Here is a 16,422-nt window from a genome sequence, read left to right on the forward strand (position 1 = left end):
TTTTACTTTAATTGGTATAAGTCTAGATTGCTAAGGAGGGAGTGGATTCCATACATCAAGCTAGCACACCTATCCGTCACACATGACGGATTGATATTTGGTCTACTATTTCTAATCAGTGTAGTATCTAGATAAATCAAAGATTATCGATTGCTTAAAACTCTGAAATACGGGAGAAAAACCTTGACTGAGCTGAATCATGTTGGTGAAGCACTTATCTGCGAATTGATTAACCGATCTAACTCCGCAAAGTCTGTTTTAGCAAATGCCTTGGAAATTGTCGTTTAACTGTAAACACCTATCTTTTTCAGAACTTGCTCGTTCCTATGGTGACAAAGGCTCATTTAATCGCTTAGTAGCAAAAATGCTCGAAGTTGATTTTTACGAACAATGGGTGAGGTCTGTAAGATAAACTTTGGGGACGTGAGTGAGGTTATGTAAATGCATTAGACCAGCGATGCCGATCTTTAACTTCAAGTTAGGGAGAGCACTGTTAGCTCATCTTTGCCCCATTGTTTGTTTTGAACGATTCAACATACACTTCACCAAAGCGTAATTTGACTTACTTTTTCTCATCTAACTACGTGTCTAAATTAACTAATCCACTACATTATTTTTAACGACTAGGTGAGAAGAGCTTAGTTTGGAAGCGGTAGTTTGAACTTACTTTCCTTTTGTATAAAAGACTCTCAACATGTGAGAGTCTTAGATTTGTTACTTGCTTTAGTTTGCTTATGCCTTGGTGTAGGAAATAAAGCCTAAAGGTGTGCTGAGATTTAGTGTTGTTGGATCTTCTTCAATACTAATCCATAGAACATCATCCTTGTCTTCTTTATTTACTAACTTCAGGAACTTCTCGCCATCTTCCTCCACAACTTCAATGCTGCTCAGCTCCGTCTTGTCTTCTTCAAACATGATGTAATTTTTACCAAGCGTCATTGTTGTTGTTTCTGTGTTTTTTGCGCCACGTGAATTACCGAGTAGTCCGCCAAATAAATCAGCTTGTGTAATAGTAGCTTCATACTTGCCTTCATATCCATGACCGCCACAGCCTACTAGAACTAAAGATAAAACTGACGCGGCTAGAATTTTAAATATTTTCATAATTATCACCTTGATATTTGTAATTTATTTTACTTATTTAGACTGTGAATATAGCTCACTAAGTTACGGTGCTTATTACCTTCAATACCATTAAAGGTCGGATTCCAATCGTCTTGATAAGCATATAAATCAACTAATGAATCACCTTGAACTCGATTCATTGAATAAGGATAAGAAAAAGATGCAATGAACTTGTCTTCATTTTTTTGCAATTGAACTGAGCCAATGACATTGCCTTTTTTTGTGTTAGCCACAATATAGAGGTGCTCAAGCTGCTCAGTTTCCCCTACATTAAACTGACCTTTCTTACCTAACTCAATATCGACTTCGGCCGCTTCTGTTGCTTTGAGAAGCTCTAGATATACCTTGTAAGCATTCTCTGGTATAAATGCTGTTACGGTTGGCATAACATCAAGGCCAAGTGTTTTCGCGTACTCTCCGAATACTCTACGTTGAGTTGGGTTGTAGCGGCCTTTCGCTGGTATACTAATTTCACCGTTACGTCCGTAAGCTCCTTTTGTACGGGAGTTCAACCCTCTGTTCGCATCAGTCAAAGCACGATCAATTTTCCTTTGGTCTCCAAAGCGATTGTTGGCAAGTAACTCACGCTTTTTTAATTCTTCCGTTGCATCGTGAAGTGATTTACCAATTGTGGAGATTTTAAACCCTAACTCACTACCTTGTTTAAACAATGTCATTGCCATATCTTTGTATATTTGAGCTTGTTCTTCTGACATGTTATTTTCTAAATGAAACTTTTTCAGCCCTAAATTATCATTCATCACCCAAAAGCTATAACAAACGCCAGCTTCACTGTTCCAGTTAAAGTTTTCGTTATTTCTTTCAATATACTCTCGGCATTTATCTTCGGTGTCGTAGTAATAAGAATTATCAATAAATGCTCTAAAGCTTAAATCATTCGTTGGGATTAATAGTTCATTTTCTACGATCCACTCTGATGCAACTTTTTCGTGTTCTTTTTCAAGCTCACGAAGTTCTTTTTTTAGTGTAGAGTGTTGCTCGCTCAACTCATCTTTTTTTGTTTTAGCTTTGGTTAAGAATTCATTACGATTATCCACAACTAGTCGTGCTGCATCGACACTTTCGAAATATTCAGGATAAAGTGAACGAAACGCTTCATCTAGTTTACCTTCAAACTTGCCTTCATGAAGCTCAACCATCTTCAGTAAAATTTCTTCAGCAGCCATTAAGTTTGCCTCATACTCAGCTTTTAGAGTTTCGGGGACAGGCAAGTAATTGAGGGCGGTGCGAATGTCAGCAAACGTACTGGTTGCCTTCTCTAATTGATCTGTTGTAGTTGCTGGATAGTTTAATTCATGATGGGAACTTAACATTGAAAAATACTTTAGGGCTTCCTCATCAAAAATAGTCCCTTTGACATCACCTACGTTGAACAACCTAGATTTACTATAATTAACGTCTTTATCCCAAAATTGATTTTCACTATCAAACCTTGCATTTGAAGAATCACCACAACCAGTTAATGACAGAGCGATTGGTATAGAAAGTAGAGTGATTCCCAGCTTTATCCTAAGCATAATTATTATCCAAACTAATGATTTATATTGATTTATAACGTTATGTGACATTACTCCCATAATAATAACCTTATATTTTGTAGTGACAAATAATTAGAGTAACAATTCGTTACAGCGCCAATTCAGCAGTAAAAAGAGCTTTGCTGTGTAATGCAGTGGAAATAAATCCTGAACCTACGATTTGATCAGCTACATTCACTTCCTCTCGTAGTGAAGCGAGTTGTTTCTGTGTTAACGAGTGAAGTTGTGCAATTTTCTGTATTAGTGCGCTGTCGTGAGTACCTGTTGCATTACTTGTGCGTGAAATGTGGAGGAGCTGATTTCCTGCCAAGTACCTGTTCCCAAATATAACAAATTGCGTAGTAATAGGCGGCCTTAGTCGAAGGAGCTAGATCAGCTTTGCGTCTCCAAAAGTCACAAACTTGCGACCGCCCAATCTGAGCAAGTGATCTTGTTTGTGGATTATGCTTCTGAATATCTCGGCAAAAACTCTTCATTTTCTCTGCCTGATTTTTACGGTTCTTTTTACCTCCAGTTCTTAGGTATAGATGTATAGCCCGATTTAACTCATATTCCATTCTTGTCATAGTTCACCCCAGATATGCATTTGTTATGTCGGTTCGATGATGGCCAAGTTCTTCAGCAACAGAAAGTCTTGCCGCATTGTCAAAAGCTTTAGCTTGCTCAACTGTGCATCCCACTTTATTGGCGATGTATTGGTGGTGCGAAGAGCCATGCCTACAATCTGACTCCACAACTGATTTAATCCCTGCAACTGCGGTTTGCTGTTGCATGTGGTTGGTGTAACTGTTTTGTGCATAGGCGTGTCGTTCACCGTGTGATTTATAATCAAGTTTTCCAAACTCTCGATAAGATTGAGATTGGAACTGTATATAGCTCTGATTTGCTGGGATCATGGAGTGATGATGTCCCTGAATGACAATGGCATTTTGAAGTGCATCAAGTTGATTTTGGGATACGATTGGTACTGTTCGTGCTTGACCGCCTTTCGTTCCGTCTGTGACAGAAATGCTCTGCTTTATAATGGCTTCTTTTAGCATGGCTGCGGGGTTACCTTTACAGGCCTCTTCGAATCTCAAGCCTAATGACCTTTGCATTTCACTGATAGCAGAGAGCCTGTCAGAAAGCTGTGATGTAATTTTGTTATGTTGTTCTTGGGAAATAGCTCTATTTTCCGTAGTTATGCCAGAACGATTTGGAAGCCCAGCTTCCGATGCTGTAACCCTAAGAGATGAATCCCCAATAGCCTGACTAAGAACGGAGTTGACGGCAGACAAGTATTCATGAGCTGTCTTGATACTGATTGAGCCGTTATCAATTTTCGAATCTAATTCTTGAGCGTATCGCGATACATGCTCTTTCGTTATCCCTCGCATATCCTTGACACCATGATGGTCTTTGATAAATGTCGAGAATTGTGTAAATCGAGTTGTTTGGTCTGCTACGGTTTTGAACCCGATTTGACCAGCATTGAATTTTTCATAAAGCGCATTCTTAGCCGCTTGATTTATATCTCGAGATCTTAGGCCACAGTTTCTGGCATTAGGGTTTTCTCTCTCCATCCTAGATGTTGGGAACCTACTTGGACTCATACTTTCCTCTCAGTTTCTTTCAGTTATAGGCTCTGCAAGCAGCGAATCGTGTTAAGTGTTTATGCGCGTTTAAAATGTCGCACGTCATTAGCAGAGGTTGGGAAGATAAGAAGCGATCCCGGCGCTTACGCTGTTGAAGCTGACTTGGCAAAAGTTAGTACTCAAAGGTGTTTACATAGGTTGGGCGAAGGCGCCACTGGTTAGTGGAAGAGAACAATCTATGTTTTGCCTTTGAGGTTGGCCTTAGCGGTCAGCTAGAGGTTTTGTCCGTTGAATTCAGGCTGCTTGGTGGCTGCTGTCACGTATAAGTGAGTGGAATGATCACGAATTCCGGCAGTAACTGATGGATTTGTTCGATGCATTTCATGCATTTTCATGATTTCGAATACCTCTCAATACCTTTGTCAGGCTAGAGATACCAATGGATCTGTTATCGGATGCAGTCTCCGTCTATTTTTGTCTGCCGTCCAAAATAGACGGAGACTTTAGCGGTCCTTTTCGCAACGCAGATAATAAATCTTGAGTAATGGAGTCATACTCCGAGGGTTGAAAGCGATCTTTCATTTGAGTGTGTGAGTAATACATACTCTATTGGGGCATCAAACTGATGAGAGCATTTCGTACATGCGCTCTAACATGTGGGAGATAATCACAGCATTAAGAATGCTTCTCTTACCTCATGGTTTACATACAAGATATCTGCTTATTTATGGTCATTTCTCAAATAAGGAGTCCAATTTGGCTGTTTAGTACTTTCATTGAAATTTTTATAGCTAGAGTAGAAGAGGGCTGGATGTCAAAACGGGGGGAGCAGGCAAATCGTCATGCTATGGTTTACATAAGTTGCAACCAAACCTTTGTGAAGAGGCTCTAATGAATATTTACCTCGCTTTTGTATTTTAGGATCTATGTTACTTATGCTTATTATTGAATTAACCCTACAACGCCACATTCTTAATATAATGCTAATTTTATTGTAAGTGTCTGATTTTATATATTTTTGTTGTATGGCTAAATTAGACGAAAAGTGGAGGTACCAACATGTCACATAGGACAGAACAACAAGATCATGATGATTTTTGCAATAAAATGCAGAACAACCGACGCAGAAACTCTGGAGTGAGGAAGTGTGGAGTCGCTCACCGTCACCCAGTCGTGGAAAGAGAAGAAGACCAATTGGTTGAAGGGGTTCCATACCTTGTTTGGATTGGTAATGAGATGGATCGAGTCAATCCACTTTGGGACGATGATTCGTTCGACAGTGACACATTTGATAGTGATTTTACATCTGGTGGTTTTGATGATGATTGGTGAGTAATTAAAAATATTTTAAATCAGTCATATAGCTGGATTTAGGGTTTACTTGGTTAGTGCGTTTCTCCATTTATCACTAGATGCGAAAATAAAGTTTCTTCTCACTGCTTTCCCCCCCACTTTTGAATAGTCATTTTTTATATTTATTTGATCATGGTGTATAAATTTAGAAGAAGCTAACTGTTATTCACCTAATTGCATTTTGTTGAGGGGGGGGTATGAATCTAATCCAAGCAACATCAGTTGTTAGTGCCGCATTACTTTTGAATGCATGTGCTTCGAACAGTGCAAAATATGAAATACCGGGAAAAGGGACATCAAGTATCGCGCTGCAAGTTACCCGTTCAGCAGGAAGTGGAACGATCATCGAAGATCGAACCTTACCCAAAGGCGCTATTTCCGATGTGGGTATCGGTGGCTATGTTGGGTCTACAGCAATGGGGTTGGCGTTTGGATCTATGACGACCGGTTTTGGTTTGGCAATTTTAGCGGATCAAAAATACGGTTGGGACCGAAGAAACCTAGTTATGTATTTGGATGCTGATACTTATAGTAGCTTAGAGGAATATGAAATGTGTAAAGTGATTATGTCCAAAATGGATGAAGTCATGGTTCCTTCATTCGACACACTTCAATCCTTTACAAAAAAAACATTGTCGCGAGATTCGAAGTTTTACGATGAAAGATACAATGGTGGGGAGCGCCTTTGTGTAGAAGGGTACCCACTAGAATCAAACTTGGACTCTCATGCATCAATATATTTCAGAGGATTGGACACACCCTTCTTAGGGACGAGAGTAGGTATTAAGTTGATTTCTGAAACTTTCAACACAGACTTATTCGATAAAGACCTTAAACAACAGCTCCCTGATACGAATGTCATCGCTGTACGTTTTACCTATTACAGCAGTCTGATAGCTCATAAACAATACAAAGACTTTGAAGCAACAAGCTACATTAATGCGGATGGTTTATCTAGCAGTCCTTACATCAAACTCCCTACCGCGACATTTATGAGTTTACCAATGAAAGAATATATTGCTGACTCAAAGTACATCCCTCTCACCAATGCGGTCCGAAATAATGACAAGGTGTATTTCTTTGTTAAACCAGAGAATGACACGCAAGCCACAATGAGCTTAGAGGACTACCATGCCCAAGTGTCGGCGATTGTTGATAAAGAAAAAAATCAATCATAGTGTCAAAATCAAAAGGCCTTATCTGAATTCAAATCGATTCTTTCGCAATTAAGAAGTAAAAAAGCCCCGCTAATTGAAAAAAAAAGCTCAAAGATGATTGAAACTACGTTTGTCCCATCCCAATAAAAAGGAGTTTTACATGAACATTCCTGCAAGTTTAAACTCATAAAAAGTAAAGCCGCCAATATAGGCGGCTTAAATCTTTGCTCAAGGTCCCCACCTCAAGCTTTGGAGGAACAAATTTAGTATTGCACAAGGTGCGTATTGGACCAAGGTATCTCCCCCCGTTTTCAAAATCAGATAACTGAACGAACTTTCTTGCCATGAAGTCTGTTCGGGTAGAGCTCAGTGTAAACTTGCCATAATGTGTTGAGGGAGCGGTGACCTGTTACCTGTGCAACCTCTTCGATCGAAAACCCGGCTTCGAAAAGACGACTAGCTCCTTCCCTGCGAAGATCATGGTAGCGTAAGTCTTTAATCCCTAAGCTATCTCGCACCCGCTGAAAGCCTGCGGAAACCGAGCGAGAGTTATATGGAAAAACGCGCTCATTATTCTTTGGTTGTCTTTGAATGATTTCCCATGAATCGCCTAGTAGAGGTACCCATTGATGATTACCTGCCTTTTTACGGGGATCTTTCCTATTTCTAACCATAACGGCTCGTTGAGTTTCATTGATGTCAGTCCATCGGATATCGCAAATCTCTCCAATGCGCATGCATGTCAGTATTGATATTACAAAAATGTCGGTAAACGGAATGAAAGAGACAAATGATTGCTCCCTCTCTTTCAATCCAGCGACCAACATTTCTATTTCTAGTTGATTTGGTCGTCTACTTCGGCGAGCGCTTTTGCCGATGAGGCCCATAAATACTAAAGTGTGGTGAGCTGATTTGAATACTTCATCATTAATTGCTACTTGCCACATAGGTTTAGCTTGCTTAAATATCGAACGTAGATTTGAAACCTCGACAGCGATAGTTTGTGGCAATACACCATCATGTTCTCTTCGGTATTGGCAATGCTTGATGAGGTCATGATCGTTAAAATCAGTAAGTGTGGTGCTAGCTATTGGGTAGCGAAGTAAAAGTCGGAGGTTGAAACCCATAGTTCGCTTATTCGCAAATTCGGGGGGTTGTAATGCTTTTTCAATCAAGAAACCTATGGTCTGTTTAGTTGGAATAATGCCCCCATGCCGAACACTTTCAACCTTCTCAACTTCTTGATCTCCCCAAGCAGTAGCAGATGCTTTCTTTGTAAAAGTCTTAGTTTTATCAACCGTAGTTACACCAGATTGTCTTTCGCGAACCCGGCACTTATATTTAGTTATGCCTGATTGTGTTTTGATTTTTTGAATGTGATATGACGCCATCGTGCACCTCTATACTTGGGCGCAGATTGAACTTGATGTAGAATCTGCGCTCTTCAAATGAAACCACGATTCGAAAAGGGCTTTTACAAATAAGCAGGTCTTTTTCGCTAGTTAATTTACAAGCTGTAGTTTTACCAATTTTTGGGACCAATACGTGCCCACAGTCGGTGAAAAATGGTCCAAAATGGGCACAAATAGGGTTAAATGATGCAAAATAGTGCTAGTCACAAATCAGATAAACTTAATGAAAAACAAGATATTGGCTTAGATTTTCCAAAATCTCGATTTTCAGTTGCTCCAATGCTCGATTGGACTGACCGCCACTGTCGTTACTTTCACCGTTTGCTTTCTCAGCAGACGCTTCTGTACACGGAAATGGTAACAACGGGCGCGATCTTACATGGTAAGGGCGACTTCCTAGAATATAACGAGCAAGAACATCCTCTTGCACTTCAACTCGGTGGTTCAAACCCGGTTGATCTTGCTGCTTGTGCCAAGCTTGCTGGTGAACGCGGTTATGATGAAGTGAATCTTAACGTAGGTTGCCCTTCAGACCGAGTTCAGAATGGTCGATTTGGTGCATGCTTGATGGCTGAGCCCGAGTTGGTGGCAGATTGTGTTTCAGCGATGAAAGATGTCACTGATATTCCAATTACCGTGAAAACGCGTATCGGTATCGATGACCAAGACTCTTATGAGTTTCTAACTAAGTTTGTTTCGACGGTTTCTGAAAAAGGTGGCTGTGAGCAATTTACTATTCACGCGCGTAAAGCGTGGTTGAGTGGCCTTAGCCCGAAAGAGAACCGTGAGATCCCACCGCTAGATTACGATCGTGCATACCAAATCAAGAAAGATTTCTCTGATCTGGTGATTGCCGTGAATGGTGGCGTTACTACTCTTGAGCAAACTAAAGAGCACTTGCAACACCTTGATGGTGTGATGATCGGTCGTGAGGCTTACCATAGCCCGTTTATCTTGGCTGAAGTTGATCAGCAGATCTTTGGTTTAGACACGCCAATTAAGAAGCGCTCACAAGTGGTTGAAGAAATGTACCCGTACATTGAGCGTGAGCTTTCAAATGGTGCAAGCTTAGGACACATATCTCGTCACATGCTTGGTTTGTTCCAAAGCATGCCGGGCGCAAGACAATGGCGTCGCTACATCAGTGAAAACGCACATAAGAAAGGTGCAGGTATTGAAGTGATGCAAACAGCATTGGCTAAGATCCCTAAAGAGCTAAATGTTTAAGCTCCCTCTAAGTTAAAAACTTAAGGTTAAATTCGCCACTAGAGGTTAAATTTACCACTATAAGTTTCCGAAAAGCCACGCATGAAGATGTGTGGCTTTTTATTTATCTGATAAATAAGGATTTTATAGGGTTGGCATACTTGGTATGGAAGCTGCAATGTTAGAAAGTAGGAAAGATAGGTCATTAACTCATTAGGGAGACCATTATGTTTGAATTAATATTTGTTCTTATTTTCGTTGCGACTCTACTTGTCACTGGTATTACGTTTATGACGGTATTGGCTGCAACCGGAGTGGCGTTATTAGTCATGTTGGTCTTAGGTATGATGGGCGTCGTGTTTAAGTTACTGCCTTGGTTGATCGTGATTGCAATCGGTGTGTGGTTTTTCAAAAATTTTGTACACAGTTCTAACCAGAGACGTTACTAAGGTCATCGTGCCGTCAAATCTTTACTCGTCAGCGGTTTATCGTTTTAGAATTTAAGATGTGTGGTAGAATTTTCCCCAATAATCTATGAATGTGCATACAATTAGCACTACGATATGGAATTGGAGCTATCTCAAATGAATAAAATGCCATTAATTGCTTTAGTGGGAATGCTATCTTTAAGCTCGGCAGTGTCTGCTGAAGAAGAGTTTTCTTACACGGCTAAAGTCGGTGCCGATATGTGGTGGGGAAGTACAAAGCTAAACGAAGTTAGACAAGATGATGACTCTAACTCACCTTCGTTGTATTTCGCATTTGAGCATAATGCCCCGATGCTACCAAACGCTAGCTTTCGCTATACTTCTGTTGATGCAGATTCATTGGCTTTCGATAAGTACGATTACACCTTCTATTACACGTTGTTAGATCACAAGCTGATGAACTTCGATGCGGGTGTGACGTTTACTCAGTATTCAAACTCGAATTACATCGAACCGAAAACGGGTGGCGCTCAAACAAGCTTTGATGAATTCACTTGGAGCTTCTACGGCAACGCAGAGATCAACGTTCCTGAGACCAATTTCGATATCATCGGTACGATGGAGTTTGGTGATAGCAGTGGTATTAAGAGCACTGATTTGATGGCGGGTGTTCAGTACCGAATTCCAGTATCAGAATCTGAAATTGCCCTGCGTGGTGGTTACCGTGTTATCGATTTAGATTCGGATGAGTTCTTCTCTTCAGAGGTTGGCAAAGAGTTTGTCATGGTTGATGGCTGGTTTGCTGGCGCTGAAGTGCGCTTCTAGGCCATATAAAGCAAATTTAGAACGAATTTTAAGAACGCCACTTTATTAAGTGGCGTTTTTTATATCTATTGGTTACTTGAGTATATATCTTTCTGGAATTAGTTAGCACATTCATCACTTTCGACCATCCTTAATACAGAGAGCCAATTTGCGTCTATTCTTATAAGGTCTATGTAGTGAGGTCAAAGCAAGGGATGGAATATGACACTCAATGAATTGAGAAATTTATATAGAGAAAACCTGTTAGTTGAAGCCATCATAGAGCCCTCAATTCAAGAAGGGTCTTGGGTTGTGGAGTTTCGCCATATGGGGGGGGGCTTCGTTCTGCTTACTGATGTTCATGGTGAAGAATGTCATTACGCGGATTTAGACTTGGCATCTAAATCGGCAATGGCGGTTGGCTTTCAGCAAGTACGCATTGAAAACCAGTAAGTCAATTTACGTTTCAATCGGTTTTTACTTCCAAAAAGTTATAAAACATACTTTTCTATTCTTTCTTGTTATTAAAAGGAGTGGTTAATCTATCGTCACGCAATGATTAGGGATGTCGTGACCATGTCTTTAAATAAGAAAGAGTCTTCACAAAACAATAATGCACAGTCTGGGGCTAATGAGTTACCTGGGCTAGCAGCACCACTTAATGACCAACAATTGGGTCATCTTCAGCAAACTGTTTCTGAACTGTCTTCACAACAACTGGCATGGGTCAGTGGTTACCTTTGGGGAGTGAGCCAAGCTCAGCCTGTCGGTGCTGCTGCGCCAATCGCTCAAGCGGCCGCTGCAGTAGCGGCTAAGCCAGCGGGTAAGCTCAGCATTATCTTCGCTTCTCAAACCGGTAATGCGAAAGGCGTCGCTGAATCGCTAGAGGCAGAAGCAAAAGCCTTAGGTATTGCTGTCGAGCTTTTCGATGCAAGTGATTATAAAGGTAAGAACCTAGCCAAAGAGACACACGTCATTTTTGTGGCTTCAACCAATGGTGAGGGCGAAGCCCCTGATAACGCTATTGAGTTGCATGAATTCCTACAATCGAAGAAAGCGCCAAAATTATCAAACCTACAATACGGTGTGATTGGTTTAGGTGACTCAAGCTATGAGTTCTTCTGCCAAACGGCTAAAGACTTCGATAGCTTCCTCGCTAAGCTTGGTGCTAAATCGTTTGTCGATCGCCTTGATTGTGATGTTGATTACGAAGAGTCAGCAACGGAATGGCGCGCTAAAGCGTTATCACAAGTTCAAGAAACGCTATCGACAGGTGCCGAGGCTGATATCGTTCAGTTACCAGTAGGCCAAGCAGCTGCCGGTCATTCGCAATACACCAAACAAAATCCATATACAGCGACACTATTAACCAGTCAAAAGATCACGGGTCGTGACTCGGGTAAAGATGTTCGTCATATCGAGATTGATCTTGATGAGTCGGGCATTACCTACCAACCCGGCGATGCGCTAGGCGTATGGTATGAAAACAGTTCAGAACTCGCAAATCAGATTCTTTCTAAGGTTGGGTTATCGGGTATCGAAAGTGTCGATGTCGATGGTGAGAATCTATCTATCCATAGTGCGCTAGTGAGTAAATTTGAGATTACCACTTCAAACCCTCAACTTGTGACTAAGTTTGCTGAGTTATCGGGCAGCAAGAAGTTAATCAAGCTGGTGGAAGATAAAGACAAGCTTCGTGAATACGCGGGTAATACTCAAGTTGTCGATGTTTTAGCTGAGAAGAAAACTAAGCTATCGGCTGATGAGTTAATTGGCCTGTTACGTAAGCTGACACCGCGTCTCTATTCTATTGCATCAAGCCAAGCAGAAGTAGATGAAGAAGTTCACTTGACGGTTGGTTTGGTTGAATACCAAAAAGGCGAAGAGTCTCGTTTAGGCGGAGCTTCTAGCTTCTTAGCTCAACGTCTTGAAGAGGGTGGTGAAGTGAAGGTGTTTGTTGAGAACAACAATAACTTCAAATTACCACAAGACGACAATACACCAATCATCATGGTCGGCCCGGGTACCGGTATCGCACCGTTCCGCAGTTTTGTTCAAGAGCGTGAAAACAATGATGCTGAAGGAAAAAGCTGGTTGTTCTTTGGTGACCGTACCTTTACTCAAGATTTCTTATACCAAGTTGAATGGCAAAAGTACCTCAAGTCTGGCGCGCTAACTAAGCTCGATGTTGCCTTTAGCCGTGACCAAAAAGAAAAGGTTTATGTTCAGGACCGTTTAATCGAACAAGCAGAGCAGGTGTGGCAATGGCTGCAAGAGGGCGCGTACCTCTATGTCTGTGGCGATGCGACTCGAATGGCTAAAGATGTTCATGAAGCGTTAGTTTCGATAGCGGAAAAGCATGGCAACCAGAGCCGCGAGCAAGCTGAACAATATATTAATGATTTACGTAAAGCGAAACGTTACCAAAGGGATGTGTACTAATGAGCAAGCAAGTAATAGAGCAAGAAGTGCTAGGTCAAGTACTTGGACCTTTGGCTGACAATGAGCGTCTTAAGCGTGAAAGTAATAACCTACGCGGTACGATTGAACAAGATCTCCAAGACCGCATAACAGGTGGCTTTACTGCTGATAACTTTCAGTTGATTCGTTTCCACGGTATGTATCAACAAGACGACCGTGATATTCGTAACGAACGTACCAAACAAAAGCTCGAACCGTTACATAACGTCATGCTTCGTGCTCGTATGCCTGGTGGCATCATTACCCCTAAGCAGTGGTTGGCGATTGATAAGTTCGCAGACGAAAGTACCTCTTACGGTTCAATTCGTCTAACAACTCGTCAAACGTTTCAGTTCCACGGTGTCTTGAAGCCGAACATTAAGTTGATGCACCAAACGCTAAATAGCATTGGCATTGATTCAATTGCGACAGCGGGTGATGTAAACCGAAATGTTCTATGTACGACAAACCCGGTTGAATCTGAACTTCATCAAGAAGCTTACGAGTGGGCGAAAAAGATCAGTGAACATCTATTACCGAAGACTCGTGCTTATGCAGAAATCTGGTTAGATGGTGAAAAACTAGAAACAACGGATGAAGAACCTATCCTTGGTAGCAACTACCTACCGCGTAAGTTCAAGACGACGGTTGTCATTCCTCCGCAAAATGATGTGGACGTCCATGCTAACGATCTTAACTTTGTTGCTATTGCTGAAGACGGAAAGCTGGTGGGCTTTAATGTGTTAGTCGGTGGCGGTCTTGCTATGACACATGGTGATACCTCTACTTATGCACGTAAAGCTGACGACTTTGGTTTTGTGCCATTAGATAAAACGTTAGATGTAGCAGCGGCGGTGGTAACGACTCAGCGTGACTGGGGTAACCGTTCAAACCGTAAGAATGCAAAAACCAAATACACACTAGACCGTGTTGGTATTGATGTATTCAAAGCAGAAGTAGAAAAGCGTGCAGGCGTAGAATTTTCTGAAAGCCGTCCTTATGAGTTTACTGGCCGTGGTGATCGCATTGGTTGGGCGGAAGGCATTGATGGTAAGCACCACTTGGCGTTATTTATCGAGAATGGTCGTTTACTTGATTTTCCGGGTAAAGCTCTGAAAACAGGTGTTGCTGAAATAGCGAAGATCCACAAAGGTGACTTCCGTATGACCGCGAACCAAAACCTAATTGTTGCAGGTGTACCTAAGAGCCAAAAGGCAAAAATTGAAAAGCTGGCACGTCAATACGGTCTGATGGATGATGCCGTTTCCGAGCAGCGTAAAAACTCAATGGCTTGTGTGGCATTCCCAACATGTCCTTTAGCAATGGCTGAAGCTGAGCGTTTTCTTCCTGAGTTTGTAACGGATGTTGAAGACATTCTGAAGAAACATGGATTACCAGAAGAAGATAACATCATCCTTCGTATTACGGGTTGTCCAAACGGTTGTGGTCGTGCAATGTTGGCTGAGCTTGGTTTAGTCGGCAAGGCTCCGGGGCGTTACAACATGCACTTAGGTGGCAACAAAGCCGGAACTCGTATCCCTAAGATGTATAAAGAGAACATCACTTCAGCTCAGATCTTAGAAGAGATTGATTCGCTGGTGGGACGTTGGGCTACGGAACGTAACGACAATGAAGGGTTCGGTGATTTTACAATCCGAGCTGGCATCATCGAAGAGGTGATAATTTCAAAGAGGGATCTGCATGCATAATTCTGTCGCTTCAAAACTGAAGTTAGCAGAGCTACTCGCATTGACTAAGACGGAGCAAATACTTCGTCTTGGACAAATCAACGCAGAGTTAGAGCAGCTAACCGCATTAGAAAGAGTTAAGTGGGCTTTAGATAATTTAGAAGGGACACATGTTGTGTCTTCTAGTTTCGGAATCCAAGCAGCATTGATGTTGCACCTAGTGACCCAAGCAAAACCAGATATTCCGGTTATTTTGACTGACACAGGGTATCTATTTCCGGAGACCTATCGCTTTATTGATGAGTTAAGTCAGAAGTTGACTCTAAACCTTCAAGTCTTTCGCGCCCAACAGAGCCCTAATTGGCAAGAAGCGCAATATGGAAAACTTTGGGATCAAGGTATAGAAGGGATAGAGAAGTACAACAAGCTTAATAAAGTTGAACCGATGAGAAGAGCGTTGGATGAGCTCGAGGCTGGGACATGGTTTTCCGGTTTAAGAAGAGAGCAATCTCAATCGCGTGCAAATTTGCCAATCTTATCTATCCAAAATGGTGTGTTTAAATTTTTGCCGGTAATCGATTGGACGAATAAAGATGTTCACTATTACCTAGAAGAGCATGGTCTCGGTTATCACCCGCTTCGAGAGCAGGGTTACCTTTCTGTTGGAGATACACATACAACTAAGAAGTGGGAACCGGGTATGACTGAAGAGGAAACTCGTTTTAATGGGTTGAAACGCGAATGTGGTCTCCATGAAGATGATGGAGAGCAATATGGTTCTGGGATTTAGACTCGTTGCCATTTAAAAAGCTGCCATGAGGCAGCTTTTTTGTTTTCTAGGATGAAAATTAGATCAATTGTGGATAAGTCTGTGGTTATTTTGTAAGTACTCTGTAGTTAAACTTGCACAAATAAGGCTTTGAGTGTTTATTCGCCATGTAATCGTTATTTTTGCATCTTTCTTTAATAAACACTTGCCAATGTGATGAACATCTCTATAATGCCGCCTCACTGACACGGCAGACGCCACAAGGCTTCAGCGAGAAATGTTAGTAAGGCAACTAGCTTTAAGCGATAATTCGCTCCTACTTTTAGAAAGTAGAAATTAATTTTCAAAAGTGTTTGACACTGAGAATTAAATCGCTAGAATGGCCGCCTCTTCCGAAGTGATGTAAGTCACAACGAAGAGAAGCTCTTTAACAATTTAAACCTATCAATCTGTGTGGGCACTCGTTGATGAATATCAAAACGTTTTATCTTCCCTTTTTTAAAGAGAAGTAAAACAGATTCCTCGGAATCAACTTTGGTTTCAATGAACTGAGTGACCAATACGAATAACTACTTTCTCTTGTAGAAAGAAAGTATTTGGCACAGTCAATTCATTATCTTTCTGTTGGAAAGATAATAGCTTTAGAATTACTTTTTTGTAGTTTTGAAGTCAGTATTCATTGAGCCGACAAAATCTTAAATTGAAGAGTTTGATCATGGCTCAGATTGAACGCTGGCGGCAGGCCTAACACATGCAAGTCGAGCGGAAACGACACTAACAATCCTTCGGGTGCGTTAATGGGCGTCGAGCGGCGGACGGGTGAGTAATGCCTAGGAAATTGCCTTGATGTGGGGGATAACCATTGGAAACGATGGCTAATACCGCAT

General features: G+C 41.4%; 14 protein-coding genes and 1 rRNA gene. 10 read left to right on the forward strand and 5 right to left on the reverse strand.

The genetic code is table 11. From position 1 onward, the window contains the following. Nucleotides 1-732: 732 nt before the first annotated feature. From AB4482_RS16635 to AB4482_RS16650, 4 genes are all read right to left on the reverse strand, one after another. Nucleotides 733-1,104, reverse strand: a complete 372-nt coding sequence (locus AB4482_RS16635) for a hypothetical protein (RefSeq protein ID WP_372104641.1) — start codon at nt 1,102-1,104, stop codon at nt 733-735. 29 nt (nt 1,105-1,133) lie between these two features. Further along, nucleotides 1,134-2,723 carry a hypothetical protein gene (locus tag AB4482_RS16640; RefSeq protein WP_372181229.1) on the reverse strand — a complete coding sequence of 530 codons (1,590 nt, stop codon included), beginning with the start codon at nt 2,721-2,723 and terminating at the stop codon, nt 1,134-1,136. A 49-nt stretch (nt 2,724-2,772) separates the two neighbouring features. After that, nucleotides 2,773-2,994 carry a hypothetical protein gene (locus tag AB4482_RS16645; protein ID WP_372104646.1) on the reverse strand — a complete coding sequence of 74 codons (222 nt, stop codon included), beginning with the start codon at nt 2,992-2,994 and terminating at the stop codon, nt 2,773-2,775. A gap of 259 nt (nt 2,995-3,253) precedes the next feature. Further along, on the reverse strand, nt 3,254-4,276 hold the full coding sequence (locus tag AB4482_RS16650; protein ID WP_372181231.1) for an integrase domain-containing protein: 1,023 nt from the start codon (nt 4,274-4,276) through the stop codon (nt 3,254-3,256). A gap of 1,041 nt (nt 4,277-5,317) precedes the next feature. On the opposite strand from AB4482_RS16650, the gene AB4482_RS16655 reads away from it, so the two are divergent. Further along, nucleotides 5,318-5,590, forward strand: a complete 273-nt coding sequence (locus AB4482_RS16655) for a hypothetical protein (RefSeq protein WP_372181232.1) — start codon at nt 5,318-5,320, stop codon at nt 5,588-5,590. Between the two features lie 218 nt (nt 5,591-5,808). After that, a complete protein-coding gene (locus tag AB4482_RS16660) occupies nt 5,809-6,789 on the forward strand; it encodes a hypothetical protein (protein WP_372181234.1) in 981 nt (326 codons plus the stop codon). A gap of 296 nt (nt 6,790-7,085) precedes the next feature. On the opposite strand, the gene AB4482_RS16665 is transcribed toward AB4482_RS16660, so the two are convergent. Further along, complete coding sequence (locus tag AB4482_RS16665) at nt 7,086-8,159, reverse strand: tyrosine-type recombinase/integrase (RefSeq protein WP_372181235.1); 1,074 nt, start codon at nt 8,157-8,159, stop codon at nt 7,086-7,088. 207 nt (nt 8,160-8,366) lie between these two features. Here AB4482_RS16665 and dusA point away from each other — a divergent pair, with 207 nt between their 5' ends. The 8 genes from dusA to AB4482_RS16705 form a co-directional block, all read left to right on the forward strand. Then, nucleotides 8,367-9,407, forward strand: a complete 1,041-nt coding sequence (gene dusA, locus AB4482_RS16670) for a tRNA dihydrouridine(20/20a) synthase DusA (RefSeq protein WP_372181237.1) — start codon at nt 8,367-8,369, stop codon at nt 9,405-9,407. A 206-nt stretch (nt 9,408-9,613) separates the two neighbouring features. Next, nucleotides 9,614-9,835: an envelope stress response protein PspG gene (pspG, locus tag AB4482_RS16675; RefSeq protein WP_017059950.1), complete on the forward strand. Its 222-nt coding sequence runs from the start codon at nt 9,614-9,616 to the stop codon at nt 9,833-9,835. Nucleotides 9,836-9,970: 135 nt separating this feature from the next. After that, nucleotides 9,971-10,639 (forward strand): TIGR04219 family outer membrane beta-barrel protein, encoded by a 669-nt coding sequence (locus tag AB4482_RS16680; protein ID WP_372170809.1) that lies wholly within the window; start codon nt 9,971-9,973, stop codon nt 10,637-10,639. Between the two features lie 201 nt (nt 10,640-10,840). Continuing rightward, entirely contained in the window at nt 10,841-11,071 is a 231-nt protein-coding gene (locus tag AB4482_RS16685; protein WP_004735813.1) for a hypothetical protein, read from the forward strand. A 123-nt stretch (nt 11,072-11,194) separates the two neighbouring features. Continuing rightward, nucleotides 11,195-13,060 carry an assimilatory sulfite reductase (NADPH) flavoprotein subunit gene (locus tag AB4482_RS16690; RefSeq protein ID WP_372052010.1) on the forward strand — a complete coding sequence of 622 codons (1,866 nt, stop codon included), beginning with the start codon at nt 11,195-11,197 and terminating at the stop codon, nt 13,058-13,060. Beyond that, complete coding sequence (cysI, locus tag AB4482_RS16695; protein WP_017069028.1) at nt 13,060-14,787, forward strand: assimilatory sulfite reductase (NADPH) hemoprotein subunit; 1,728 nt, start codon at nt 13,060-13,062, stop codon at nt 14,785-14,787. Before AB4482_RS16690 ends, cysI begins: the two co-directional genes overlap by 1 nt. Next, the gene (locus tag AB4482_RS16700) at nt 14,780-15,556 is read left to right on the forward strand and encodes a phosphoadenylyl-sulfate reductase (protein WP_017059954.1); all 777 of its coding nucleotides are present in this window, start codon (nt 14,780-14,782) and stop codon (nt 15,554-15,556) included. Before cysI ends, AB4482_RS16700 begins: the two co-directional genes overlap by 8 nt. Nucleotides 15,557-16,232: 676 nt before the next feature. After that, a 16S ribosomal RNA gene (locus tag AB4482_RS16705) occupies nt 16,233-16,422 on the forward strand; the annotation flags it as partial.

The sequence above is a fragment of the Vibrio sp. 10N.222.55.C7 genome (genome assembly GCF_041473335.1).
In the GTDB taxonomy this organism is placed as follows: Bacteria; Pseudomonadota; Gammaproteobacteria; order Enterobacterales; family Vibrionaceae; genus Vibrio; species Vibrio crassostreae_C.